Raw genomic sequence first — 24,746 nt, 5'->3', positions numbered from 1 at the left:
GGCCCGCATGAGAAGCCGAATGCAGCGAGTTGAAATGGTTGAGGAAAGTCATGAGCGAACAAACGCATGCCCATCTTCCGAAGAAGCATCTGTTACGTGCGGACATGAACGGCGACGAGGGTTATGACGAACTGGTCGAGCTCGCGCTGGATATGCGTTCGTCGTGGGATCATGCCACCGACCATGTGTGGCGGCAGCTCGATCCCGTATTGTGGGAACTGACGCAGAATCCGCGTGCGGTGTTGCAGACAGTGTCCCGGCAGAAGTTGCAGGATATGCTGGCCGACGCCGCTTTCCGTAAAAATATCGACGATCTGCTGCAGGTCCGGCGCGACGCGGCAGACAATCCCGCATGGTTTCAGCAGACCTATCCCCAGGCGCCCTTGAGCGGCGTAGCCTATTTCAGTATGGAATTCATGTTGAGCGAAGCTTTGCCTATTTATTCCGGCGGCTTGGGCAATGTGGCTGGCGACCAGCTCAAGGCGGCCAGTGATCTGGGGGTGCCGATCATCGGCGTGGGGCTGCTCTACCAGCAAGGTTATTTTCACCAGGTGATCGATAAGGACGGCGCGCAACAGGTACTCTATCCCTATAACGACCCGGGCCAATTGCCGATCACGCCATTGCGCAGGGAAAACGGTGAGTGGTTGCGCCTGGAGGTGCGCTTGCCCGGTTATTCGGTCTGGCTGCGTACCTGGCAAGTGCAGGTGGGACGCCTGAATCTGTATTTGCTGGACAGCAACGATATGGTGAATTTCCCCGCCCACCGCGGTATTACCAGCGAGCTGTATGGCGGCGGCCCGGAATTGCGTCTCAAGCAGGAGATCCTGTTGGGGATAGGCGGCTGGCAATTGCTGACGGCATTGGGCATCGAGCCGGAAGTCTGTCACTTGAATGAGGGTCATGCGGGGTTCGCTGTACTGGAGCGTGCCAGAGGCTTTATGGAACACACCAGCGTGGATTTTGAAACGGCGCTTACCGTCACCCGTGCCGGCAATCTGTTTACCACGCATACGGCGGTGGGAGTGGGTTTCGACCGTTTCACGCCTGCGTTGATGGAGCAATATCTGGCGGGTTATGCCGAAACGCAACTCGGCATCGGTTTTCATGATCTGATGGCGCTGGGACGTGCCAATCCGCATGATGCAGCGGAGCCGTTCAATATGGCTTATCTGGCGATTCGAGGCAGCGGTGCGGTGAATGGAGTGAGCCAGTTGCATGGCAAAGTCAGCCGCCAGCTTTTCGCACCGCTGTTCCCGGGCTGGGCAACGGCTGAAGTCCCGGTGAGGCATGTGACCAATGGCGTGCATATGCGTACCTGGGATTCGGGATATGCGGATGAGCTGTGGACCACGACCTGCGGTAAGGATCGCTGGCAGGGCACGGCAGCAGAACTGGAACAGGATATTCGCGGCCTTTCCGATGCGGCGCTGTGGCAGTTCCGCAGCGCCGGTCGCCGCTCGGTGGTTGAATATGTGCGCGAACGTTTGTGCCGCCAGCTGGCCATGCGCGGCGCGTCATCAGAGACGATCGAGAAGTCGAAACTGCAGTTTGGACCTGACGTGCTGACGTTGGGTTTTGCACGGCGTTTCGCGGCCTATAAAAGGCCTAATTTGTTGCTGCATGATCCGGAACGCCTGCTGCGGCTGTTGAGCCACCCTGAACGTCCGGTACAGCTTATTGTGGCAGGCAAGGCTCACCCCGACGATCACGCCGGGCAGGCGCTGATTCAGCAATGGACGCATTTTATTCAGCGGCCCGAGGTGCGGCCACATGTCGTGTTCCTGAGCGATTACGATATGCACATGACCGAGCATCTGGTGCAAGGAGTGGATGTCTGGCTCAACACCCCGCGCCGCCCCTGGGAGGCATGCGGGACCAGCGGCATGAAGGTGCTGGTCAATGGCGGACTTAATCTGTCGGTGCTCGATGGCTGGTGGGCGGAAGCCTACACGCCAGAGGTGGGCTGGGCGTTCGGGGATGCTCAGGAGCACGGCGACGATCCGGCCTGGGATGCGCGGGATGCCGAGGCGCTTTATGATTTGCTCGAACGCGAAGTGATCCCTGAATTCTATACGCGCGACGAGCAGGGCATACCCGTTGCCTGGGTGACGAAAATGCGGGAAAGCATGGCGCAATTGACGCCGCGTTTTTCTACCAATCGCGCGGTATGCGAGTACACCAGTCAGCATTATCTGCCGGCAGCCGCAGCTTACCGTGAACGTGCCGCCGGCAATGGCGCATACGGCGTGCAACTGGTAAATTGGCGGCACGAGCTGGATCGGAAATGGGTTGCGTTACGGTTCGGCGAAATGAAGGTGAAGACCGATACCGAGCTGCATGAATTTGAATTGCAGGTGTATCTGGATGATCTTGATCCTGATGCTGTCCGCATCGAAATCTATGCGGAGAGCATTGATGGGGACGCGCCGGTACGGCAGGAAATGGAACGTTTGCAGCAGCTGGTGGGCGCAAGCAACGGCTATGCATTTCGGGTGCGGGTTTCTGCCAGCCGGCCGGCGACAGACTATACCGCGCGTATCATCCCGCACCACGATGGAGTAGCGATTCCGCTTGAAGCTACTCATATTCTATGGCGGCAGTGACGGCCGCTGGCGCCGTTATTTTTTCTCGTCCTTTTCGTATGCTCCTTGCGCCTTTTCCAGTGCGTGCCGGAGTGATTGGTAGGCATCGGAGAAGCCTTTTTTCATGTGTTCCCAGGCATCGGCGTTGCTGTTTTTCAGGCCGCCGTACCATTCGGCGGCTTTAATCCGTTGTTCATGCAGCGCTTGTAACGTGTTGCGCGCGTCTTCGCGGGCGGATTTGCTCATTTTGTCCCAGTTTTTGTCGATCTGCTTCTCCATCGCCGCGATGCGGACATCCAGTGCATCGAGTGCTGTTTTCGCATTTTTTGCGGCTTCGTCGCGTTTCTCGACCGAGTAGCTTTTGATCGTCTTGGCGGCTTTGGTGACGTCTTGCTTGACTTCCTTGGTCGTGGTTTTGCCGTTCTCATGCGCAGGAGCTTCCTGCTGGGCGGCAGCGCTTAAAGGGGGGATGCCAAGCAGCATTACGCTGAATAATGCAAGGATCGTGCGCTTGTTCATGGCGGTCTCCTGATAACAGTAATGATATTGTTCATATCCGGATGAGGGAAGGCAAGCTGGCGGGATGGAACATGCTGATCCGGCCAAGTAGCGGCTATCAAGCCTTCTATCCATGCTTGAGTGTAGCTGATTTTTGGGGAATTGCCCGTAAAACACGGGTAGCACATTGATTGAATCAGGATTGGTCGGGGTGAGAGGATTCGAACCTCCGACTCCTGCGTCCCGAACGCAGTACTCTACCAGGCTGAGCTACACCCCGTTTTCCGGTTTGCCGGCATCGATAAGCACCGGGAGATGGCGGCAAGTTTTGCAAAGGCGAAATTGTAGCAAAGATTTTTTGAAATTTGAATTTGTCAGCCTGACAATCGTTGCACATGCCATATCGGTTTCGTTTGCGGCTTGATAATCGATCTTGCTGACAGGATGAAACAGTGCTGGATCCGGCCTTCCGAAAAATATATTAAATTTAATATGATAAATGTCTTGCGGTGTTGGTAAATGTAGCGTACAAGGTAACTTGGCGTTTGATTCCAAGTCACTGCAGTACTGGTATTTCCATGTGCACTCTTCGATTCAAATAGTTTCGCGGGGGATTTCCCCGTTTTTAAAGTAAGGAAGTAATCACATGGCAACAGGCACAGTTAAATGGTTCAATGACGCAAAAGGTTTCGGTTTTGTAACCCCTGATGATGGCAGCGAAGATCTGTTTGCGCATTTCTCGGCAATCAATATGAACGGTTTCAAATCATTGCAAGAAGGCCAAAAAGTCAGCTTTGATATCACTCAAGGCCCTAAAGGCAAACAAGCTTCAAATATTCAAGCCGGTTAATTCCGTTTGAGATGTAAAAAACCCGGCACGCAAGTGCCGGGTTTTTTTATGCCGGTTTTATCCGGCAATACTGCCTTTACCTATTCTCAGGTAATCACCGTCGGCTGTTCACGCCCGGTTCGCTGTTTTAATTCCGTGATCTGCAAGGCTGCCTGTATCAGCCCGGCGAGCGCCTGCTGTGCATCCAGATGATGGTTGGCGATATCGGGGTCATAGGCTTCCAGATAGAGGCGCAGAGTTGCGCCCTCAGTACCTGTCCCTGACAGGCGCACGACGATCCGCGAGTCATTGGTGAAAATGATGCGGATGCCCTGACCTGTGCTGACGCTGCCGTCCACAGGGTCGGTGTAGCTGAAGTCGTCGCAACGCTTCACGGTATATGCGCCGAAGCGGGCGCCCGGCAGGCCGGCGAAGCTGGCTTTGAGGTGATCCACGACACTTTGCGCGGCAGCTGCCGGCAGGCCTTCGTAGTCGTAGCGCGAATACACGTTGCGGCCAAAACGCGCCCAATGCTCGCGCACGATGGTTTCAACCGGCTGGCGGCGCGCAGCGATGACGTTGAGCCAGAACAGTACCGCCCACAATCCATCTTTTTCGCGCACATGATCGGAGCCGGTGCCGAAGCTTTCTTCGCCGCACAGGGTGACTTTGCCGGCGTCCATCAGGTTGCCGAAAAACTTCCATCCGGTAGGCGTTTCGTAGCAGGAGATATTCAGCGTCTGGGCGACGCGGTCGACCGCTGCGCTGGTGGGCATGGAGCGCGCCACGCCGGCCAGCCCGCTATGGTATGCAGGTACCCGTGTCGCGTTGGCGGCGAGCAGTGCCAGGCTGTCGGAAGGCGTGACGAAAAACCGCCTGCCCAGAATCATGTTGCGGTCGCCGTCGCCATCGGAAGCTGCGCCGAAGTCCGGGGCGTCGTCAGCGTACATGATGCCGACCAGTTCGGGCGCATAGGTGAGATTGGGATCGGGATGGCCGCCGCCGAAATCTTCCAGCGGCACGGCGTTCATCACGCTGCCGGCAGGTGCGTCCAGACGGCGTTGCAATATCTCGCGGGCATAGGGACCGGTCACCGCGTGCATGGCGTCGAATCGGATACGGAAGCCGCTTGCCAGCAAATCGCGGATAGCGCCGAAATCGAACAGCGATTCCATCAGCTCGGCGTAGTCGCTGACCGGGTCGATCACTTCCACGATCATGTTCCCCAATTTGCTGGTGCCCGGTTTATCCAGCGCGACATCGGGCGCATCCAGCAACGGGTACTGGCTGATAATCTTGCTGGCGGCAAAAATGGCTTCGGTTACGGTTTCGGTGGCGGGGCCGCCGTTGCTGCTATTGAACTTGATGCCGAAATCGCCGTCGGGGCCACCCGGGTTATGGCTGGCGGAGAGGATGATGCCGCCGAAGGTCCGATATTTGCGGATCACGCAGGATGCGGCGGGTGTCGACAGAATGCCGCCTTGCCCGACCAGTACCTTGCCGAAGCCGTTGGCCGCCGCCATTTTCAGTATGGTCTGGATCGCGGTGCGGTTGTAGTAGCGCCCATCGCCGCCGAGTACCAGCGTTGCACCTTGCGGCGCATTGATGCTGTTGAATATGGCCTGGACGAAGTTTTCCAGATAATGCGGTTGCCGGAATACGCTGACTTTTTTGCGCAAACCCGAAGTGCCGGGTTTCTGGTCGGAAAACGGCTGGGTAGCGATATTGCGGATGCTCATGTTGTTTTCCTTATGTGGCGGATCGTGCCGTTTACTCGGGCTTGAACAGGCCGGTGTCCATAGGGCGCGCCAGAGTCGCGGCATCGGTGTCGCTACGTTTGTAGAATTCAAGATAGAAACTGAGCGGCACGGTAACGGGCGTGACGCGATGCGGCACCTGCTCCTCGATGATGCCGGGATGATCGGCATCGATGCGGTAATGCCGGGGCGGCTCGGTCATGATTTCGTAATCCAGCGCACCTTCCAGCACGATGATTTTGGCCCAGGCGCCAGGCTTGGTGTCGTGGCGTCGGGTCAGCGATTCGGGGAGGTCGGTATCGGTAAAGTTGCGGGTGCGTTTATAGGCGATAAAGTCGGGTGGCATGGGTTTCATCGGCAGGCTCACAATACTTGGTCCAAGAGTGTCGGTTGCAGGATGGTGATGCTGTCGGCATGGACGGCGATCAGGCCATCATCAGTCAGTCGGGCGAGAAGGCGCGACAGCGTTTCCGGGCGGATGTCCAGCAATGAGGCGATGGTTTGCTTGGATGCCGGGAGCGCTACCTGGCGGCTGCTCCCCGATTTGTGCGCCGGTTGCGCCAGCAGGTATTGCGCGAGGCGGCGTGCGCTGCTTTGCAGGGTCAGGCGGTCGATTTCGGCAACCAGCGCATGCATCTGCCGGCTCATGGCGGCGAGCAGGGTAAGGCACAGGCTGGAATTGTTGCGCAACAGGCTGACGAAGAATTGTGCGTCGAATGCGATCAGCCGGCTCGGTTCCAGTGCAGTGGCATATACCGGGTAACTGCCGCCCATGAACATCACTGCTTCGGCGAACAGGCGTTCGCGGCCGATGATCTCCATGATGTGCTCCTCGCCGTCTTCGGATAATAAAAACAGTTTAACTGCGCCGGTTTTTACCAGAAAAAAATACTTGCCGGCATCGCCTCTGGCAAACAGCGGTTCGCCGGCGTCGAGCTCGCGCCAGACCGCATGCCGCGCGATTTGTGCCAGTACCTCGCGCTCGAGGTCGCGGAACAGGTGGGCGAGGCGGAAATCCTTGATGTCGGGGTTGATGAGCATGAATTGATCCAGGTCAAGGCGTTAAAAAATTAAATCTGCTATGCTGAAATCGTCGAGTTAAAGGGAGAGTTTACATGCATAAGCGCAATCGCTGGTTTGTCAGTATCGGTCTTGTCTACGGCTTGCTCGGCGGTCTGGTTGCACTGACGCATCTGACCATGCCGGGCCTGATTCCGGGTAACGTGCCGCGTATTCATGGTCATATCATGTTGCTGGGTTTTGTTCTGATGATGATTTACGGCGTGGCGCTGCATGTGCTGCCGCGCTTTTCCGGACGGGCGCTGTATTCGGAACGCATGGCGAACTGGCAGCTGTATCTGGCCAACCTCGGCTTGCCGGTCATGATAGCAGGCTGGTTAACGATGCTCAATTGGCTGGTGCTGGCAGGCGGCGTGCTGGCGTACGCGGGTATCGCCCTGTTTGCCGTGAACATAGGACTGACCGTGCGGCCTACCGGCCCGTGGAAATAAGTGGAGGTGCATCATGTCTGAACATCGTGGCTGTGAATTGCCGGAAGATCTTTATTACGATCTGGATTATGTCTGGGTGCGCCCGGAAGAAGGCGGCATCTATACCATTGGCCTGACCGATCCGTCGCAGACAATGTCGGGCAAGGTGCAATACGTGTGGATAAAGGACGTGGGCACGCACCGCGAATGGAAAAAGCCGCTGGCGCGCATCGAGTCGGGCAAGTGGGCGGGCGGTATCCCTGCGCCGTTTGCGGGCGAAATCGTGGCGCGCAACGAGACGGTGCTGGCGAATCCGAATCTGATCAATATCGATCCGTACAAGGATGCCTGGCTGGTACAGATGCGGCCGGACGATCCGGCGACCGCGCTGGATCATTTGACTACCGGGGCAGCGGCGCAGCAGGCGCTCAAGAACTGGATAGACCGTTACGATGTGCAGTGCATGCGCTGCCAGCAATAGGAGATGACGATGAAAGTCGAATTACTGGTTTCGGAATGGTGCGCATCCTGTCATCAGGAAGAAAAAATCTGGCAACAGATCGCGAAGGAAAAGCAGATTGATTTTGCCGTCGTGGACATGGCGCAGCCGGAAGGTCGGGCGCTGGTGAGCCGGTTGCGGCTGAAGACCATACCCGCGTTGGTCATCGACGACGAGCTGAAAGGCCTGGGCGTGCATACGCTGGCGCAGGCGCGTGAGTGGGTGGCCAGCGCGCCGGCGAAAGCGCAGAGCGACATGCAGAATGCCGGCATCGCGCTGTCGCTGGACAATCGCCTGTTTATCGTCGCCGCGATGATCTATTTGATGCTGGGCGGTATCGGCCTGATCGTCAATGGCGCCTTGCTGTCCGATGGGCCGACCCGCCCGGTCGCGCTGCATCTGGTGACGGTCGGGTTCATGCTCATGCTGGTGTACGGGCTGGGCGCGCATATGCTGCCGCGATTTACCGCCAACCCGATCCGGATGGGGATATGGCCGTGGCTGCAGATGGGGCTGGCCCATGCCGGCATGATCGCCTACGCGGTCGGGTTCCTGGCGGGATGGTATGCCGTGATCGTGGCAGGAGGGCTATTGATCTGGTCGTCGCTGTGGGTGTTTGCCTGGCGTATCTGGCCGGTGTTATGGCCGCGTCAGGTCAAGACTGACGGCATGGTCATTCGTATCCACAGCTGAATCCGCTGTTACTGCCCCATCATCTCGCCCATGCGCACCGGGCGCTCGGGTGCCCATGCCGGGTTGAACTGCAGGGTGTCTTTGGGGAACAGCATCACCACGGTAGAGCCGAGCAGAAAACGCCCCATTTCCTCGCCTTTGTTCAACAGGATGTGCTGATCGTCGTAGTGCCATTCGCGTACTTCACCGGTGCGCGGCGGATTGACGATGCCGTGCCACACCGTCGCCATGCTGCCGACGATGGTGGCGCCTACCAGTACCAATACAAACGGACCGTGGCTGGATTCGAATACGCATACCACGCGTTCATTGCGGGCAAATAATCCGGGCACGCCGCGCGCTGTGACCGGATTCACCGAATACAGACTGCCCGGCACGTAGATCATGCGCATCAGGCGGCCGGCGCAGGGCATGTGCACGCGGTGGTAATCCTTGGGGCTGAGATACAGTGTGGCGAACAGGCCGTTTTCGAATTGTGCGGCCAGCTCGCGGTCGCCGCCTACCAGCGCGGTAGTCGAGTAGTGATGGCCTTTGGCCTGGAATATCTGGTCTTGTTCGATATTGCCGAACTGGCTGATCGCGCCATCCACCGGCGACACGAAACCGGCTGCAGCCAGCGGGCGCGCATCGCTGCGCAACGCGCGGGTGAAGAATTCATTGTAACTGCCGTAGCTGCTGATGTCCGGATTGGCGGCTTCGGCCATATTGACGTCGTAACGCCCGAGAAACCAGCGGATCAGGTACTGCGACAGCCCGGGGTGGCGGGAATTGGCCATCAGCCCGGCGAAATCGGTAAGTGCCCGCTTGGGCGACAGGTGTTGCAGCAATACGGCGAAACGTTCGGACACGGTAACTACCTAATCAAAAGTCAGTCGCGCATTATAACAAAGGCACAGGATATGTCTTTCAGTAATGTGCGGCAGTCATAGTTTATCGCTATCGAGACGGTTGAAATATCTCATTGGGAAATCGCTACGGTTTGGTCTTAAATGTAACTGCCAAAAACGTTAATCAGGATGCTGGCGGTTGTATCTGAAACCCTAATGAAGGAGATGATGATGAGTAAATGCCCATTTGTAACCATGACGACAACTGCGGGCGTGCCGGTCGCGGATAATCAGAATTCACAAACTGCGGGAGCCCGCGGTCCCGTGCTGATGCAGGACTATCAATTGATGGAGAAGATGGCGCATTTTAATCGTGAGCGTGTGCCTGAGCGGGTGGTGCATGCCAAGGGTGCAGGTGCGTTCGGTAAATTTACGGTGACGGGTGATATTTCACGCTATACCGTTGCCAAGCTGTTTGGTAAGGTCGGTAATCAGTGCGAGGTGTTTGCGCGTTTTTCCACGGTAGCGGGGGAACAGGGTTCCGCTGATACGGCACGCGATCCGCGTGGCTTTGCGCTCAAGTTTTATACCGAAGAAGGTAATTGGGATATGGTGGGGAATAATACCCCGGTGTTTTTTGTACGTGACCCGCTGAAATTTTCCGACTTTATTCATTCACAGAAACGTCATCCAGCGACGGGTTTGCGCGATAACACCATGCAATGGGATTTCTGGAGCTTGTCGCCGGAATCTTTGCATCAGGTTACCACATTGTTTTCCGATCGCGGTATTCCAGCCGATTACCGTCATATGAACGGTTATTCCAGTCACACTTACAGCTTGTGGAATGCCAATGGCGAGCGTTATTGGGTGAAGTGGCACTTTAAAACCCTGCAAGGCATTAAAACCCTGACCGATGCCGAGGCGGCAAAAATCGCGAGTACCGACCTGGATTTCCATCGGCGTGATCTGCATGATGCGATTGCGCGTGGCGAATTTCCGCAATGGAAGGTGCAGGTGCAAATCATGCCGGAGCGGGAGGCGGATACTTATGCAATCAACCCGTTTGATTTGACCAAGGTATGGCCGCATAAAGACTACCCGCCAATGGATGTTGGTGTGCTGGAGCTGAACCGTAACCCGCAAAACTATTTTGCCGAAGTCGAGCAGGCCGCGTTTGAGCCGGGCAATACCCCGCCCGGTATGGGCGTGTCGCCGGACAAAATGTTGCAGGCGCGGATATTATCTTACCCGGATGCGCATCGTTATCGTATTGGCATCAATTATGCCGCGCTATCGGTCAATAAACCGCATTGTCCTGTGCATACTTACCACCGTGACGGCCAAACGCGGTTTGATGGCAATTACGATGGTGCGGTGAATTACCAGCCTAACAGCTTTGATGGGCCTGCTGATAATGCTGCTTATAAAGAGCCGCCATTGCGCGTTGATGGCGATGCGGATCGCTACGACCATCGTGCGGGCAATGATGATTACACCCAGGCGGGTAATTTGTATCGCTTGATGAATGCAGATCAACAGGCGCAACTGATTGGTAATCTGGCTGGTGCATTAGCGCCGGTACCGCGGTTTATTCAGATCAGGCAGATAGCGCATTTCTATCGGGCTGATCCGGATTATGGCAGTCGTGTCGCCGCTGCATTGGGCGTGGCGATGGCGGAAGTGTCGATTTGATCCTGAGTGACTGGATCGTTAGTTTCCTCAGGCGCTTGTGCGGTAGTCCCTGTAATCAGGCTGGAATGCTGAGATAGGCAAAGGAGATTATTATCATGAACATGATTAAATTACTTCCGATTTCGATTTTTGAAGCTGTAGCCATGCTAGGTATCGGTTTATTGGCTATTTAATAATCTCGGGTGGTGTGATCGGGTTTCACCGAATGCGCCGCCCGTGCTAAAATCACGGGATTATCCGTTCACATAAAAATCACTACGCAATGGAATCTTTCGCTAAAGAAACGCTTCCCGTCAGTCTCGAAGAAGAAATGCGCCGCTCTTATCTCGATTACGCCATGAGCGTGATCGTGGGGCGTGCCCTACCCGATGTGCGTGACGGCCTGAAACCGGTGCATCGTCGTGTTCTGTTTGCCATGCACGAGTTGTCCAATGACTGGAACAAGGCTTACAAAAAATCGGCGCGTATCGTCGGTGACGTCATCGGTAAATACCATCCGCACGGCGATACTGCCGTGTATGACACCATTGTGCGCATGGCGCAGGATTTTTCGCTGCGTTATCCGCTGGTCGATGGTCAGGGTAACTTCGGTTCGGTCGACGGTGATAACGCGGCGGCAATGCGTTATACCGAAATCCGCATGTCCAGGATTGCCCACGAATTGCTGGCGGATCTGGACAAGGAAACCGTTGATTTCGGACCTAACTACGACGGTTCCGAACATGAGCCGCTGATATTGCCGGCCAAAATCCCGAATCTGCTGATTAACGGTTCTTCCGGCATCGCGGTGGGCATGGCGACGAATATTCCGCCGCATAATCTGACGGATGTGTGCGATGCGTGTCTGACCCTGTTACAGGAGCCGGAAACCGATATCGAGGCATTGATCGATATTGTCAAAGCGCCTGATTTCCCGACCGCGGGCATCATTTACGGCCTGGTGGGCGTGCGCGAAGGTTATCGCACCGGCCGCGGTCGTGTGGTGATTCGTGCGCGTACCCATTTCGAGGATCTGGACAAGGCCGGGAATCGCCAGTCCATCATCGTCGATGAATTGCCGTACCAGGTCAACAAGGCCAATCTGCTGATCAAGATCGGCGAGCTGGTGCGCGAGAAGCGCATCGAAGGCATTTCCGATCTGCGCGACGAATCGGATAAATCCGGTATGCGCGTGGTGATCGAGCTGAAGCGCGGCGAAGTGCCCGAGGTGGTTCTGAACAACCTGTACAAGCACACGCAGATGCAGGACAGCTTCGGCATGAACATGGTGGCGCTGGTCGATAACCAGCCGCGCCTGCTGAACCTCAAGCAGATGCTGGATGCGTTCCTGCGTCACCGCCGCGAAGTGGTGACGCGCCGTACCGTATTCGAGCTGAAGAAAGCCCGCGAGCGCGGGCATATTCTGGAAGGCCTGGCCGTGGCGTTGTCCAACGTGGATGACATCATTGCGCTGATCAAGGCCGCGCCTACCCCTGCGGTGGCCAAGGAAGGCCTGATGGGTAGAACCTGGCGTTCGCAGCTGGTCGAAGAGATGCTGTCGCGCGCAGTGGCAGACGCCAATGCGTTCCGTCCGGATGGTCTGGCGATCGAATTCGGCTTCTCCAAAGACGGCTATCGCTTGTCGGATGCACAAGCGCAGGCAATCCTGGAACTGCGTTTGCAACGTTTGACCGGGTTGGAACAGGATAAAATCCTCAGCGAATACAAGGAAGTGGTCGCAAAAATTGCCGATTTGCTGGATATTCTGGCTAAACCGGAACGGATTACCGCCATCATCGTCGAGGAAATCGGCCTGATCAAGCAGCAGTTCGGTGACAAGCGTCGCTCGGAAATCGTGGTGTATGCGCAAGACTTGAGTCTGGAAGACCTGATTACGCCGCAGGACATGGTCGTGACCTTGTCCCACGGCGGTTACATGAAGTCGCAGCCGCTGGATGATTACCGTGCGCAAAAACGCGGTGGCCGCGGCAAGCAGGCAGCGCCGACCAAGGATGACGACTTTATCGAACGCCTGTTCATTGCGAACAGCCATGATTACATCCTGTGCTTCTCCAACTTCGGCCGCGTGTACTGGGTCAAGGTGTATGAAGTGCCGCAAGGCAGCCGTATTTCGCGAGGCAAGCCGATTGTCAACCTGCTGTCATTGTCTGAAGGCGAGAAAATCAACGCGATTCTGCCAGTCAAGGAGTTCGTGGATAACCGTTATGTATTCATGGCAACCGCGAATGGCGTGGTGAAGAAAACCACGCTGTCCGAATTCGGTAACCCGCGCCGTGCCGGCATTATCGCGGTGGGTCTGGATGAAGGCGATTATCTGGTCGGGGTTGCGGTTACCGAAGGCAATCACGACATCATGCTGTTCTCCAATGGCGGCAAGGCCGTGCGCTTCGACGAGAACGATGTGCGTTCGATGGGCCGCGGTGCGCGGGGCGTGCGCGGTATGAAGCTGGGGACCGATCAGAAAGTGATTTCCCTGCTGGTTGCCGAGAACGAACAGCAGTCCGTGCTTACCGCCACCGAAAACGGTTACGGCAAGCGCACCAATATTGCCGAGTACACCCGGCATGGCCGCGGTACCCAGGGCATGATCGCGATTCAGACCACCAAGCGCAATGGGCGTGTGGTGGCGGCGACGCTGGTTGAGCCGGATGATGAAATCATGCTGATCACCAACGGCGGCGTGCTGATCCGGACCCGTGTCAAGGAAATGCGTGAAATGGGTCGTGCTACCCAGGGCGTCACCCTGATCAATCTGGATGACGGACAGAAACTGATCGGTGTCGAACGCGTACTGGAGCGTGATGATGACGAAGAGGCGCCGGCTGACAGTCCCAACGGTCAACTGGATATTTGATAGGGCCAATACATGAGCGAAATTTTTAATTTCAGCGCCGGTCCTGCTGTATTGCCAAAGCCGGTGCTGGAACAGGCGCGCGACGAAATGCTGGACTGGCATGGTTCGGGCATGTCGGTGATGGAAATGAGCCATCGCGGCAAGGAATTTACCGGGATCGCGCATCAGGCTGAAGCGGACTTGCGCGAGCTCATGAGCATCCCGGCCAACTACAAGGTGCTGTTCCTGCAAGGCGGTGCATCGTCGCAGTTTTCGATGGTGCCGATGAATCTGTTGCGCGGCAAAACCAGCGTGGACTACATCAATACCGGCATCTGGTCGGAAAAAGCCATCGATGAAGCCCGTCGCTATGCCAACGTGAATGTGGCAGCCAGCAGCGCGGACAGGAATTTCAGCTATGCGCCGGCCCAGGCCGAATGGCGGCTTGATCGCAACGCCGCATATGTGCATTACACACCGAATGAGACCATAGGCGGGGTAGAGTTCCACTGGACGCCGGATACCGGGGAAGTGCCTCTGGTGGCGGACATGTCGTCGAATATCTTGTCCAAACCGATTGATGTCAGCCGTTTCGGTCTGATCTATGCAGGCGCGCAAAAGAATATCGGTCCGGCCGGATTGACCATCGTCATCGTGCGCGACGATCTGATCGGCAATGCGCTGGCGGCTACACCGACGATGTATAATTACCGTACCCATGCCCAGCATGACTCGATGTACAACACACCGCCGACTTATGCGATGTATATTGCCGGTCTGGTGTTTGCCCTGCTAAAGCGCGAGGGCGGCCTGGCCGCGATGGAGCAGCGCAATATCGCCAAATCCGATCTGCTGTATGATTATCTGGATGCCAGTGATTTTTACGGCAGCTCCGTTGCGCGTGAGAACCGTTCGCGCATGAACATTCCTTTCACGCTGCGGGACCCTGCGCTGGATGAGGCTTTCCTCAAGGGAGCACAGCAGCGCGGCCTGCTGCAACTGAAGGGGCATAAGCTGGCGGGCGGCATGCGTGCTTCCATCTATAATGCCATGCCGATGGCCGGGGTGCAGGCGCTGGTTGAATACATGCGGGATTTTGTGCGACAACAAGGCTGAGCGATGTCAGAAGATTTACAGCAGATTCGTGCCCAGATTGATGCCATTGATGAGCAGGTATTAACCCTCATCAATCAGCGCGCACGTCATGCGCAAACGATAGGCCGGTTGAAGAACGGTACGGTGTACCGGCCCGAGCGCGAGGCGCAGGTATTGCGCAGGATCAAGGAATTGAACCTGGGGCCATTGGCGGACGAGACCGCTGCGCGGCTGTTCCGTGAAATCATGTCGGCCTGCCTGGCGCTGGAAAAGCCGCTTTCCGTGGCGTTTCTGGGGCCGCAAGGTACATTCAGTCAGGCGGCTGCGATCAAGCAGTTCGGTCACGCCGCAGAGACGCGTTCTTGTGCCTCGATTGACGAGGTGTTTAGCGAAGTCAATGCGGGTGGTGCCGATTACGGCATCGTGCCGGTGGAGAATTCGACTGAAGGTGCGGTGAACCGCACGCTGGACCTGCTGCAGGATACACCGTTGAAGATTTGCGGCGAGGTGGATTTGCGCATACACCAATCGCTGCTGCGCAAGATTTCCGGGCTGGACGGCGTCAAGGTGATTTATTCGCACGGGCAGTCCCTGGCGCAATGTCATGAGTGGCTGAATCGCCATTTGCCAGGCGTGCCGCGTGTACAGGTGGCGAGCAATGCCGAGGCGGCGCAAATGGCGGCAGCGGATGAAGCGGCATTGGCCGTCGCGGGCGACATCGCAGCTGAAATCTACGGTTTGCAGCGTCTGTTCGATAACATTGAAGACGAGCCGAACAATACCACGCGTTTCCTGGTGCTGGGCAAGCATGACGCGGCGATCTCCGGTCACGACAAGACCTCATTGGTGATGTCTGCGCTTAATCTGCCCGGCACGATTGTGGAATTGTTGCAGCCGTTCGCTCGTCATGGGATATCGCTGACCAAACTGGAATCGCGCCCGGCGCGTTCGGGGTTATGGGAATATGTGTTCTTTGTGGATATCGAAGGCCATCGCGATGATCCAGCTGTCGCTGCAGCGTTGTCGGAATTGGCGGCCAGAGCGGCGTTCCTGAAATTATTAGGGTCTTACCCGATAGGTGTTCTGTAATGAATTTGTGTGACCTCGCGCCTTCTTATGTCCGTGCGATCGCCCCGTATCAGCCGGGTAAGCCCATCGCCGAACTTGCGCGCGAACTGGGGCTGGAGCCGCATCGTATTGTAAAGCTGGCATCCAATGAAAATCCGCTGGGCGCCAGTCCCAAGGCGCTGGCGGCGATAGACGCCGAGCTCGAGCAGCTGGCGCGTTATCCGGATGGCAGCGGTTTCGATCTCAAGGCGGCACTGTCAGCCAGGCTGGGTGTCGATGTCAATCAGATCGTGCTCGGCAACGGTTCCAATGATGTACTGGAAATGGCAGCGCGGGCCTTCCTCGGCTCGGGCACATCGGCAGTGTATTCGGAACACGCCTTTGCAGTGTATCCGCTGGCCGTATTGGCCGCGGGGGCAGAAGGTATCGAGGCGCCTGCCCGCGATTATGGCCATGATCTGGATGCGATGCTGGCTGCGGTACGTGCGGATACACGCATGATATTCATCGCCAATCCGAACAATCCTACCGGCACTTTGCTGTCCAACGCCGATCTGTCGGCGTTCCTGGAAAAAGTACCGGCTAACGTGCTGGTCGTACTGGATGAAGCCTATGGTGAGTATTTGCCCGAGACGCTGAAGTCGGATGCGCTGACCTGGCTGTCGCGTTTTCCGAATCTGATTGTGACCCGGACGTTCTCCAAGGCCTACGGTCTGGCGGGACTGCGTGTCGGATACGCGCTGGCAAGCGCTGCCGTAGCTGATATGATGAACCGTGTGCGCCAGCCGTTCAACGTCAACAATCTGGCGCTGGCAGCCGCGGCTGCTGCACTCAATGATGATGAATTCATCGCGCGTAGCTATGCATTGAACCAGCTGGGCATGCGCCAGCTTACCCAGGGATTGATGTTGCTGGGGATAGATTATATTCCGTCGTTTGCCAATTTCCTGGCGATACGCATCGGCAATGCCACGGCGATGTACCGACGCTTGCTGGAACACGGCGTGATTGTCCGCCCCGTCGGCAATTACGGAATGCCCGAATATTTGCGCGTCAGCATAGGGCTGGCGTCAGAAAACAACCAATTTTTGCAGGCGTTGGAAGACGTCGTTAAGGAGCAAGCATGATTATCGTAATGAGCCCAGGTGCCAGTGAGCAGCAGATCGAAGCAGTGGTCAAAAAAATCAAGGAATACAGCTGCGAAGCCAATATTTCGCGCGGCGTGGAGCGCACCATCATCGGCGCGATCGGCGACGAGCGCGCCATCGATCAGGAATCGATCGACGCACTGCCCGGTGTCGAGCAGTCCATGCATATCGTCAAGCCCTACAAGATCGTGGCCCGCGAATGGCACAAGGAAAACACCGTTATCGACATCAAGGGTGTGCCGTTGGGCGGCAATACCGTGCAGATCATTGCCGGTCCTTGTTCCGTCGAAACCCAGCAACAGATGGACGATTCGGCCCGGTATGTCAAAGAGGCGGGTTGCCGTTTGATGCGTGGCGGCGCGTTCAAGCCGCGTACCAGCCCGTATTCGTTCCAGGGCAAGGGCGTCGAGGGTCTGGAAATGTTCCGCAAGGCTGCCGATGCGCAGGGCTTGCCTATCGTCACCGAGCTGATGGACGTGCGTATGCTCGACACCTTCATGGAATGGGACGTGGATGTCATCCAGATCGGTACGCGCAACATGCAGAACTTCGATTTGCTCAAGGAAGTGGGACGTGTCGACAAGCCGGTTATCCTGAAACGCGGCATGTCGGCCACCATTTCCGAATGGCTGATGGCTGCCGAGTACATCGCAGCGGCGGGTAACCACAACATCATTTTCTGCGAGCGCGGCATCCGCACTTTCGAAACCTACTATCGCAATGTGCTGGACGTTACCGCGATCCCGGTGCTGAAAAAAGAAACTCACTTGCCGGTAATCGTCGATCCGTCGCATGCCGGCGGCAAGGCATGGATGGTGCCGGCACTATCACGTGCTGCGATTGCGGCTGGCGCCGACGGCCTGCTGGTGGAAATGCATCCCACGCCTTGCGAAGCCTGGTGTGATGCCGATCAGGCATTGACTCCGAGTGAATTGAAAACGCTGATGGGCGAATTGGGCGGTATCGCCAAGATACTTGGCCGCGACATCTAAAGTATGGCGGCCGGGTGCGAGATTTTGCATCCGGCCAGTAATGCATCTGTTTTTTCTTCGTATTTCAAGATTGGCATAAATGACTGTTGCTCTCCCTAAACTCGCCCTGTTCGGGGTTGGCCTTATCGGCGGCTCGGTTGCTCTGGCGCTAAAACAGGCGGGTGCGGTAGGCGAGGTCGTCGGTGTCGGTCGCAGCACTGCCAATCTCGAGGACGCCATCAAGCTCGGTATCATTGACCGCATTGCTGCCGATGCGGCCGACGCCGTGCGCGATGCCGATGTCGTATTGCTCGCGGTTCCTGTCGGCCAGATGGCGGGCATCATGCAAACCATCGCGCCTCATCTTGCCGCTCATGCCATCGTCACCGACGCGGGCAGTACCAAGCAGGATGTGGCTGCCCTGATGCAGCAGCATCTGGGCGCGCATCTTGCCTATTGCGTACCGGCCCATCCTATTGCCGGTGCGGAGCTGAGCGGCGCCAGTGCGGCTCGCGCCGATCTCTATCAATCCAGAAATCTGGTGCTGACGCCGCTGGCTGCCACGCATCCCGACGCCATCGCGCGGGTCACGGCCATGTGGCAGGCTTGCGGTGCGAACATCAGTCGCATGAGTGCCGCAGAGCACGATGCGATCTTTGCCGCAGTCAGCCATTTGCCGCATTTGCTGGCTTTTGCGCTGGTGGACATGATCGCACAGCGCGATAACGCAGATCAGTTATTCGGCTTCGCCGCCAGCGGTTTTCGTGATTTCACCCGTATCGCTGGCAGCAGTCCGGAGATGTGGCGTGATATTGCGCTTGCCAACCAGCCAGCGTTATTGGCCGAGCTGGATGCGTATCAGGCGCAGCTCGATAAGCTGCGTGAGGCGCTGGCTAATCTGGACAGTGCGGCGCTTAATCAGGTGTTCAGCAATGCGCAACAGGCACGGCAGAACTGGGCCGCGCGTATTACGGACTGATAATGGTCAGGCTATTGCGCTGACGGTTTGAGGTCTGTTCCGAAAAATTCACTCATCAGAAAATCTTCCAGACCCGCGTTGTCTTCAGGACGCGCGGATAAAGTCACCACCCGACCCAGACGCATCGATTCCCAGGTGAAATCGCCAGTCTGCCGCTGGCGGATGATGCTGATCATCTTGCGGATAACAGCGTGCTGGATATCGGTATTGCCGTCCGCCTGTACATAAATGGTTTCATGCAGGGGGCTGGTATAAGTGTTGCCCCAGCCACGGAACAGGAAGCTGGCGGTGTTGTTGCCTACCCGCAATATCTGGAATAAGCCGCCGCCCTGGGATTGCAAATTGCGTTTGATGTTGGCCATGCGGATATCATCGGCGCTTGGTTGCGGTTCTGCGGGAGGAGCGCCGGATTCGGCTGCACGTTTTGCCCTCACTGCATTGATATAGCTGCTCATGTCGGTAGGCGCGGCGTTGCTGGCCGGGGCGGTCTCAGGTGCAGGGGTCGGCATCGGTGGTGCTGTTCTGGTCCGGGCAGCGAGAACAGGGGGCGAGGCAGGCGGCAAAGTCCTGGGCTTGTGCAATTTCTTGTTTTTAACCGGCGCGGGCTTGACCTCAGCTTGCGGTTTCAAGACCGGAACCTGCGGTTTTGGAGCAGGTAACGGGCTGAGCTGCACGCTGAGCGTCTGATCGCCGGGCTCACCCATGTTCATCTGTACAGGCGTGCGGACATATAAAAACAGCAGGAGCGCATGGATGAGCAGCGACACGATAATGCCGATAAGCGTGTTGCGGCTAATGCTGATTTCAAGACTGGTATTCTTGCGTTTTGGCGGGGCTTTAAACCAATTCTGATTGGTTGACGGGACAGGATGGTTAAGCATGTTTAGGGAACAATGTTATTTGTGTCGTCCGCTATAGGACATCGTTCCCGTAGCCATGTTCAATAAATCTCCCGGGTTTCCAGGAATTTTACATCGGGGAAACGTTCCTGGGTCATGGTCAGATTGACCCGGTTCGGTGCCAGATAGACATACTGGTTTGCGCCGTCCAGCGCGACGTTGAACCCGTATTTGTCCACCAATTGCTTGAGGTCGGCCTCGGAGCCGCGCAACCAGCGTGCGGTGGCGAATTCGCAGCCCTCGAACAGCACGTCGACGCCGTATTCGAATTCCAGCCGGTGCGCGACCACGTCGAACTGCAGGGTACCCACTGCGCCCAGGATCAAGTCGTTCGATGAAATAGGACGGAACAGCTGAGTGGCGCCTTCTTCGGCCAGCTGTTGCAGGCCTTTCTGTAGCTGTTTCATTTTTAGCGGATTCTTTATCCGCGCCTTGCGGAAATATTCCGGCGCAAACGACGGTATGCCGGTGAATTTCAGGTTTTCGTTTTCGGTGAAGGTGTCGCCCAGACGGATTGTGCCGTGGTTGGGTATGCCGATAATGTCGCCGGCGTAAGCTTCGTCGGCGGTATTGCGGTCCTGCGCCATGAAGGTAATGGCGTTGTTGACCGCCATGAATTTTCCGGTGGATATCTGCTTGATCTTCATGCCGCGGTCAAAACGGCCTGAACATACGCGCAGGAAGGCGATACGGTCGCGGTGTTTTGGGTCCATGTTGGCCTGTATCTTGAATACGAAGCCGGAGAATTTAGGCTCGGCGGGTTCCACCTGGCGCGATTCGGTGGCGCGCGGCAACGGCGCCGGGGACAGATCGACCACGGCATCGAGCATCATCTGCACGCCGAAATTGTTCACCGCGGAACCAAACAGTACCGGGGTCTGCTTGCCGGACAGGTAAGCTTCGGCATTGAAAGTGTGCGATGCGCCGCGTACCAGCTCGACTTCAATGCGCAATTCGTCGGCCTGGTCGCCGATGAACTCGTCCAGGCGCGGATTATCCAGCCCCTTTATGATCTCGCTGGTGCCTTTTTCCGCCTGCGGATCGAATACCAGCACGGTGTCGTCGTACAGGTGATACACGCCGCGAAAGCGTTTGCCCATGCCGATCGGCCAGGTCATCGGTGCGCATTGCATGCCCAGCACCGATTCGATTTCATCCAGCAGTTCGATCGGCGAGCGACCTTCGCGGTCGAGCTTGTTGATGAAAGTAATAATTGGAGTGTCGCGCATGCGGCACACGTTGAGCAGCTTGATGGTCTGCGCTTCGACGCCGTTGACCGAGTCAATCACCATCACCGCCGAGTCGACGGCGGTTAGTGTGCGATAGGTGTCTTCAGAGAAATCTTCGTGGCCCGGCGTATCGAGCAGGTTGATGATGTGCTCGCGGTAAGGGAACTGCATCACCGACGACGTCACCGAAATGCCGCGCTGCTTTTCCAGTTCCATCCAGTCGGAGGTGGCATGACGACTCGCCTTGCGCGCCCGGACTTCGCCTGCCACCTGGATCGCGCCACCGAACCATAACAGTTTTTCTGTGAGTGTGGTTTTACCGGCGTCGGGGTGAGAGATGATGGCAAAGGTACGGCGGCGGCGAATTTCTGAGTCGATGGACATGGGCTGACAGTAGGACAAACAGGCAAAGGCAAGATTATAAACTATAACCCTGAAAACAGTTGCTTATCAGGCGGGATGCGGCGAGTTAAAGTGATGCGATGTCTGTTTGCAGGTATTGCTGAATAAAATTCCTGGTTTCCAGAAATACAGCTTTCAGTTCGCTAATGCGGGCCTCCGCGCTTTCCCAGTCATTGGTTTTAATCGCGTGCTCAATGGCCTCGCAAAGCATGGATGTCGTCAGTGCGCTGATGTAGGCGGCAGCGCCCTTCAGTTCGTGGGCGTAGCGTGTGGCCGCCGGATTACGGGCGGCAATGCCTTGTTCGAGCTGTTCGATCAGAGGTGCGCTGGTGCCCAGATACAGTTGGAGCAATTCCCGGATCAGGGCATCGTCCCGACGGAATAGCTGCCGCAGTTTGTCAATATCGAGCGGGGGCGAAGTTGCGGTACCGGTTGTATTAAGCCAATGCTCGAACAGCCTGATGAGGTCGGCTTCGAGCACCGGTTTGCTGAGATAGTCCTGCATGCCGGCAATCAGGCAGTTATCCCGGGTATCCGGCTGGGTGTTCGCAGTCATCGCAATGATGGCGCCGGTGTGCGGAGCAACGTTGCGGATAGTGCTTGTGGCGGCGAAGCCATCCATTTCCGGCATTTGGCAATCCATCAGCACCAGATCGTAATGCTGCGCGATGCAGCGCTCGACGGCTTCCTTGCCATTGGCTGCGGTATCGACTTGCAGACCCAGCGACATCAGCAGGTGGTACATGACCTTGCGGTTAATCGCATTGTCATCGACCACCAGAATGCGCTGGTTGGCGAAGTGCGGTACGATTATGGGCGTAGCGCTGTCAACATCGGCGGCGGCAGCGGGCATGACCGGCAGACTGAACCAGAAACAGCTGCCCTGCGTGCGATGGTCGTTTACGCCGATTTCACCCCCCATCAATTCGATCAGCTGCTTGCTGATCGTCAGACCCAGTCCGGTACCGCCATATTTGCGCGTAGTGGAGCCGTCGGCCTGGGAGAATGCCTGGAACAGACGCGACTTGGCTTCATCGGAAATGCCGATGCCATTGTCCTCTACGCGAACGATGAGCAGATTCTGGTCGAATTCGACCAGAATGCGCACCGCGCCGGCACTGGTAAACTTGATGGCATTGTCGATGAGATTGGTTAGCACCTGGCGGATACGCCAGGGGTCGCCGAAAATGAATTCGGGCACATCGGCTGCGATATCCAGTGTGTATTCCAGATCTTTTTCGGTGGCGCGCAGGTTGAAGAGCTGCACGGTGTCGCGTAAATGCTGGTGCAGATTGAATGCGATATGTTCAATATCGAGTTTGCCCGCTTCGATTTTGGAAAAATCGAGAATGTCGTTAATCAGCTTGAGCAGGGTCTTGGCTGCGTTGTCGACGGTATGGGCGTAATCGTGCTGGGTGGCATCCAGTGGCGTTTTGAGCAGAAGACCGCTCATGCCGATGATGGCATTCATCGGCGTACGGATTTCGTGACTGACGTTGGCGACGAACTCGGCCTTGATGCGGGCAGCTTCGAGCGCCGCATCGCGAGCCTGTTGCAGATTCTGTTCGGTCTGACGGCGCTGGGTAATATCGCGCATGATGGCCTGTATCATCGGTTGATCTTCGATGCGCATTGCATACATCGCGATTTCGGCAGGGAAGGTTTGGCCGTTGGTGCGGATGCCCGTCCACTCGAAAGCGTAATAGCCTTCCTTGCGCACGCGCAGGATGGCTTCATTGGCGACGGTTTCGGCGCTGCGCCCGTCAGCCTGGATCGGTGCGCCTAGCATGTGCGGCGGCCGACGGATGAACTCATCTACCGTCTTGATTCTGAACATGGCCAATGCTGCGGGGTTGCAATCAGTAAAACCGTTCTTGCCGATAATGACAATGGCATCGGAATTGGCTTCGAACAGGGTCTGGTATTTGAGTTTCTGTTTTTCGATCTCATCGGCCTGGCGACCGGCGCGGCGTGTGACGAACACGGCGATTAACAGCCCGACCAGCCCGGCGGCAGTGCCCATCACGATGACGAAATTCCGGGTCTGGTCGTAAGTGTTGAATGCGGCAACTGCGGCATCGGCATTGGCGCTACGCTGCAATGCCAGCAGATCGTCCAGCGCCACCAGGATCTTCTTCTGGGCGGGGATGGTGCTGTGCTGCAGAAGAAACAGGGCTTCGGTATTGCGCTGATCCAGTGCTAGGTCTGCCGTACGTACGCCCAGAGGCTGAGCAATCTTCGCATATTCGCTGATTTGCGCGAGACGCTGCTGTTCCTTTGGGCCGAGCGGGCTCAGATTCAGTGCCTGCAAGGCCTGACCGAAGCGCACGCTGTTTTCGTGGAATTCGTAGAGTTCGTCATTCTGATCGAACGGCGAGGTATTCAATACCAGCGAATGCAGGGTGATGGTGCGGTCGCGCAGCGCATCGCGCATGATGGTGATCAGTTCGGTCTTGTAATTGTTCACCGTGACGATGGTTTCCAGCTTGGCATTGATGGAGCGCATTTGTGCCAGACCCAGTAAGGTGAGGGCCAGCAGCAATGCGAGCATGAGGCCAAAACCAATCGCCAGACTGAGTTTGAGGTTGATCTGTTTCATCTAGCCCGGTGAGTTATTCAGTGGCAGCAACGGCGTCGGGGATGGTGGTGATTGCGGAAATCGGGTTGAGCAGGCGGCGTGCGCCGTTGAACTTGGTGGACCAGTAGGGGTCATCCAGATGGGAAATCATCACTACGCCGGTTTTGCTGCTGGCGGCATGGATAAAACGGTTATCGCCCAAATAAATGCCGACATGGGAAAATGCGTTCTTCATGGTCTTGAAGAAAACCAGATCGCCGGGCCTGAGTTCGGTCTTGTCGATTTGTGTGCTGATTTTGCTCATGGCCAGCGCATTGTGCGGCAGCTTCAAGCCGGCGACCTGGCCGAATACGTATTTGACAAAGCCGCTGCAGTCCATGCCGGTACTGGGATTATCGCCGCCCGGCTTATACACGGCGCCGATCAAACCCATCGCAAACAGTGCCAGTTCGGTACGGGTAGGCGTCGGTTTGGGCGAGGCGTCGTCCGCCCGCCCCGGAAGGCTGGGGATCAAAAGCGCAAAGATAAGTAACAATTTGATAATACGCATGGTTTGGTAATTTAATCGAATTTGTGTGATTGGTCAAAGAAATATCCCGCATGGATTTTTATGCGGTTTTCTACGTTGCGAATTATGCAGGTAGAATGTAGTGACTTTATTTAAAGAGTGG

General features: G+C 56.6%; 21 protein-coding genes and 1 tRNA gene. 12 read left to right on the top strand and 10 right to left on the bottom strand.

Going from position 1 to position 24,746, the window contains the following annotated elements; translation table 11 throughout:
• Window positions 1-50: 50 nt before the first annotated feature.
• A complete protein-coding gene (gene glgP / locus CAP31_RS10015; protein WP_087447404.1) occupies window positions 51-2,606 on the top strand; it encodes an alpha-glucan family phosphorylase in 2,556 nt (851 codons plus the stop codon).
• Between the two features lie 15 nt (window positions 2,607-2,621).
• Here glgP and CAP31_RS10010 read toward each other — a convergent pair whose 3' ends face one another.
• Entirely contained in the window at window positions 2,622-3,104 is a 483-nt protein-coding gene (locus CAP31_RS10010) for a hypothetical protein (protein WP_087447403.1), read from the bottom strand.
• Window positions 3,105-3,286: 182 nt separating this feature from the next.
• A tRNA-Pro gene (locus CAP31_RS10005) sits at window positions 3,287-3,363 on the bottom strand.
• Window positions 3,364-3,729: 366 nt separating this feature from the next.
• Here CAP31_RS10005 and CAP31_RS09995 point away from each other — a divergent pair.
• The gene (locus tag CAP31_RS09995; RefSeq protein WP_087447401.1) at window positions 3,730-3,933 is read left to right on the top strand and encodes a cold-shock protein; all 204 of its coding nucleotides are present in this window, start codon (window positions 3,730-3,732) and stop codon (window positions 3,931-3,933) included.
• Between the two features lie 86 nt (window positions 3,934-4,019).
• Here CAP31_RS09995 and CAP31_RS09990 read toward each other — a convergent pair whose 3' ends face one another.
• Genes CAP31_RS09990 through CAP31_RS09980 form a run of 3 tightly spaced genes read right to left on the bottom strand, consistent with a single transcriptional unit; the run spans window position 4,020 to window position 6,710 of the window.
• Window positions 4,020-5,651: an alpha-D-glucose phosphate-specific phosphoglucomutase gene (locus tag CAP31_RS09990; RefSeq protein WP_087447400.1), complete on the bottom strand. Its 1,632-nt coding sequence runs from the start codon at window positions 5,649-5,651 to the stop codon at window positions 4,020-4,022.
• 31 nt (window positions 5,652-5,682) lie between these two features.
• Window positions 5,683-6,024: a DUF1971 domain-containing protein gene (locus tag CAP31_RS09985; protein ID WP_087447399.1), complete on the bottom strand. Its 342-nt coding sequence runs from the start codon at window positions 6,022-6,024 to the stop codon at window positions 5,683-5,685.
• 8 nt (window positions 6,025-6,032) lie between these two features.
• Window positions 6,033-6,710 carry a Crp/Fnr family transcriptional regulator gene (locus tag CAP31_RS09980; protein WP_087447398.1) on the bottom strand — a complete coding sequence of 226 codons (678 nt, stop codon included), beginning with the start codon at window positions 6,708-6,710 and terminating at the stop codon, window positions 6,033-6,035.
• A gap of 74 nt (window positions 6,711-6,784) precedes the next feature.
• Here CAP31_RS09980 and CAP31_RS09975 point away from each other — a divergent pair, with 74 nt between their 5' ends.
• The 3 genes from CAP31_RS09975 to CAP31_RS09965 are packed head-to-tail and all read left to right on the top strand — an operon-like array spanning window position 6,785 to window position 8,351.
• Window positions 6,785-7,180, top strand: coding sequence for a hypothetical protein (locus tag CAP31_RS09975; RefSeq protein ID WP_087447397.1), 396 nt, complete (start codon window positions 6,785-6,787; stop codon window positions 7,178-7,180).
• A gap of 13 nt (window positions 7,181-7,193) precedes the next feature.
• On the top strand, window positions 7,194-7,640 hold the full coding sequence (locus CAP31_RS09970; protein ID WP_087447396.1) for a glycine cleavage system protein H: 447 nt from the start codon (window positions 7,194-7,196) through the stop codon (window positions 7,638-7,640).
• Window positions 7,641-7,649: 9 nt separating this feature from the next.
• Window positions 7,650-8,351: a thioredoxin family protein gene (locus CAP31_RS09965; RefSeq protein ID WP_087447395.1), complete on the top strand. Its 702-nt coding sequence runs from the start codon at window positions 7,650-7,652 to the stop codon at window positions 8,349-8,351.
• An 8-nt stretch (window positions 8,352-8,359) separates the two neighbouring features.
• Here the strand turns inward: CAP31_RS09965 and asd are convergent, their stop codons facing one another.
• Window positions 8,360-9,199, bottom strand: coding sequence for an archaetidylserine decarboxylase (gene asd, locus CAP31_RS09960; RefSeq protein WP_087447394.1), 840 nt, complete (start codon window positions 9,197-9,199; stop codon window positions 8,360-8,362).
• Between the two features lie 210 nt (window positions 9,200-9,409).
• Here asd and CAP31_RS09955 point away from each other — a divergent pair, with 210 nt between their 5' ends.
• The 7 genes from CAP31_RS09955 to CAP31_RS09925 all read left to right on the top strand — a co-directional run bounded on the left by CAP31_RS09955 (window position 9,410) and on the right by CAP31_RS09925 (window position 18,967).
• Window positions 9,410-10,873, top strand: coding sequence for a catalase (locus CAP31_RS09955; RefSeq protein ID WP_087447393.1), 1,464 nt, complete (start codon window positions 9,410-9,412; stop codon window positions 10,871-10,873).
• Between the two features lie 262 nt (window positions 10,874-11,135).
• Window positions 11,136-13,727, top strand: a complete 2,592-nt coding sequence (gyrA, locus tag CAP31_RS09950; RefSeq protein ID WP_087447392.1) for a DNA gyrase subunit A — start codon at window positions 11,136-11,138, stop codon at window positions 13,725-13,727.
• A gap of 12 nt (window positions 13,728-13,739) precedes the next feature.
• A complete protein-coding gene (gene serC, locus CAP31_RS09945; RefSeq protein WP_087447391.1) occupies window positions 13,740-14,822 on the top strand; it encodes a 3-phosphoserine/phosphohydroxythreonine transaminase in 1,083 nt (360 codons plus the stop codon).
• Between the two features lie 3 nt (window positions 14,823-14,825).
• Window positions 14,826-15,890 carry a prephenate dehydratase gene (pheA, locus tag CAP31_RS09940; RefSeq protein WP_087447390.1) on the top strand — a complete coding sequence of 355 codons (1,065 nt, stop codon included), beginning with the start codon at window positions 14,826-14,828 and terminating at the stop codon, window positions 15,888-15,890.
• On the top strand, window positions 15,890-16,996 hold the full coding sequence (gene hisC, locus CAP31_RS09935; protein WP_087447389.1) for a histidinol-phosphate transaminase: 1,107 nt from the start codon (window positions 15,890-15,892) through the stop codon (window positions 16,994-16,996). Before pheA ends, hisC begins: the two co-directional genes overlap by 1 nt.
• Entirely contained in the window at window positions 16,993-18,009 is a 1,017-nt protein-coding gene (gene aroF, locus CAP31_RS09930; RefSeq protein ID WP_087447388.1) for a 3-deoxy-7-phosphoheptulonate synthase, read from the top strand. The genes hisC and aroF overlap by 4 nt, the downstream gene beginning before the upstream one ends.
• 79 nt (window positions 18,010-18,088) lie before the next feature.
• Complete coding sequence (locus CAP31_RS09925) at window positions 18,089-18,967, top strand: prephenate dehydrogenase/arogenate dehydrogenase family protein (protein WP_087447387.1); 879 nt, start codon at window positions 18,089-18,091, stop codon at window positions 18,965-18,967.
• 11 nt (window positions 18,968-18,978) lie between these two features.
• Here the strand turns inward: CAP31_RS09925 and CAP31_RS09920 are convergent, their stop codons facing one another.
• The 4 genes from CAP31_RS09920 to CAP31_RS09905 all read right to left on the bottom strand — a co-directional run bounded on the left by CAP31_RS09920 (window position 18,979) and on the right by CAP31_RS09905 (window position 24,625).
• Window positions 18,979-19,848: a hypothetical protein gene (locus CAP31_RS09920; protein ID WP_223247246.1), complete on the bottom strand. Its 870-nt coding sequence runs from the start codon at window positions 19,846-19,848 to the stop codon at window positions 18,979-18,981.
• Window positions 19,849-19,907: 59 nt separating this feature from the next.
• The gene (locus CAP31_RS09915; RefSeq protein ID WP_087447386.1) at window positions 19,908-21,479 is read right to left on the bottom strand and encodes a peptide chain release factor 3; all 1,572 of its coding nucleotides are present in this window, start codon (window positions 21,477-21,479) and stop codon (window positions 19,908-19,910) included.
• Between the two features lie 85 nt (window positions 21,480-21,564).
• Window positions 21,565-24,096, bottom strand: a complete 2,532-nt coding sequence (locus tag CAP31_RS09910) for an ATP-binding protein (RefSeq protein WP_087447385.1) — start codon at window positions 24,094-24,096, stop codon at window positions 21,565-21,567.
• A 13-nt stretch (window positions 24,097-24,109) separates the two neighbouring features.
• Window positions 24,110-24,625 carry a C40 family peptidase gene (locus CAP31_RS09905; RefSeq protein WP_087447384.1) on the bottom strand — a complete coding sequence of 172 codons (516 nt, stop codon included), beginning with the start codon at window positions 24,623-24,625 and terminating at the stop codon, window positions 24,110-24,112.
• Window positions 24,626-24,746 lie beyond the last annotated feature (121 nt).

The organism is Sulfuriferula sp. AH1 (assembly GCF_002162035.1).
Classification (GTDB): domain Bacteria; phylum Pseudomonadota; class Gammaproteobacteria; order Burkholderiales; family Sulfuriferulaceae; genus Sulfuriferula.
Note: the sequence above shows the minus strand (reverse complement) of the source record. Positions and strands in the feature narration are given on the sequence as shown.

What these genes read in the sequence shown, in the direction of transcription:
- pheA (WP_087447390.1), top strand. Translation starts at nt 14,826, where the DNA reads ATGTCAGAAGATTTACAGCAGATTCGTGCCCAGATTGATGCCATTGAT.
- CAP31_RS09970 (WP_087447396.1), top strand. Translation starts at nt 7,194, where the DNA reads ATGTCTGAACATCGTGGCTGTGAATTGCCGGAAGATCTTTATTACGAT.
- gyrA (WP_087447392.1), top strand. Translation starts at nt 11,136, where the DNA reads ATGGAATCTTTCGCTAAAGAAACGCTTCCCGTCAGTCTCGAAGAAGAA.
- CAP31_RS10010 (WP_087447403.1), bottom strand. Translation starts at nt 3,104, where the DNA reads ATGAACAAGCGCACGATCCTTGCATTATTCAGCGTAATGCTGCTTGGC.
- CAP31_RS09925 (WP_087447387.1), top strand. Translation starts at nt 18,089, where the DNA reads ATGACTGTTGCTCTCCCTAAACTCGCCCTGTTCGGGGTTGGCCTTATC.
- CAP31_RS09990 (WP_087447400.1), bottom strand. Translation starts at nt 5,651, where the DNA reads ATGAGCATCCGCAATATCGCTACCCAGCCGTTTTCCGACCAGAAACCC.
- CAP31_RS09995 (WP_087447401.1), top strand. Translation starts at nt 3,730, where the DNA reads ATGGCAACAGGCACAGTTAAATGGTTCAATGACGCAAAAGGTTTCGGT.
- aroF (WP_087447388.1), top strand. Translation starts at nt 16,993, where the DNA reads ATGATTATCGTAATGAGCCCAGGTGCCAGTGAGCAGCAGATCGAAGCA.
- CAP31_RS09985 (WP_087447399.1), bottom strand. Translation starts at nt 6,024, where the DNA reads ATGAAACCCATGCCACCCGACTTTATCGCCTATAAACGCACCCGCAAC.
- hisC (WP_087447389.1), top strand. Translation starts at nt 15,890, where the DNA reads ATGAATTTGTGTGACCTCGCGCCTTCTTATGTCCGTGCGATCGCCCCG.
- CAP31_RS09955 (WP_087447393.1), top strand. Translation starts at nt 9,410, where the DNA reads ATGAGTAAATGCCCATTTGTAACCATGACGACAACTGCGGGCGTGCCG.
- glgP (WP_087447404.1), top strand. Translation starts at nt 51, where the DNA reads ATGAGCGAACAAACGCATGCCCATCTTCCGAAGAAGCATCTGTTACGT.
- serC (WP_087447391.1), top strand. Translation starts at nt 13,740, where the DNA reads ATGAGCGAAATTTTTAATTTCAGCGCCGGTCCTGCTGTATTGCCAAAG.
- CAP31_RS09980 (WP_087447398.1), bottom strand. Translation starts at nt 6,710, where the DNA reads ATGCTCATCAACCCCGACATCAAGGATTTCCGCCTCGCCCACCTGTTC.
- CAP31_RS09905 (WP_087447384.1), bottom strand. Translation starts at nt 24,625, where the DNA reads ATGCGTATTATCAAATTGTTACTTATCTTTGCGCTTTTGATCCCCAGC.
- CAP31_RS09975 (WP_087447397.1), top strand. Translation starts at nt 6,785, where the DNA reads ATGCATAAGCGCAATCGCTGGTTTGTCAGTATCGGTCTTGTCTACGGC.
- CAP31_RS09920 (WP_223247246.1), bottom strand. Translation starts at nt 19,848, where the DNA reads ATGCTTAACCATCCTGTCCCGTCAACCAATCAGAATTGGTTTAAAGCC.
- CAP31_RS09965 (WP_087447395.1), top strand. Translation starts at nt 7,650, where the DNA reads ATGAAAGTCGAATTACTGGTTTCGGAATGGTGCGCATCCTGTCATCAG.
- CAP31_RS09910 (WP_087447385.1), bottom strand. Translation starts at nt 24,096, where the DNA reads ATGAAACAGATCAACCTCAAACTCAGTCTGGCGATTGGTTTTGGCCTC.
- CAP31_RS09915 (WP_087447386.1), bottom strand. Translation starts at nt 21,479, where the DNA reads ATGTCCATCGACTCAGAAATTCGCCGCCGCCGTACCTTTGCCATCATC.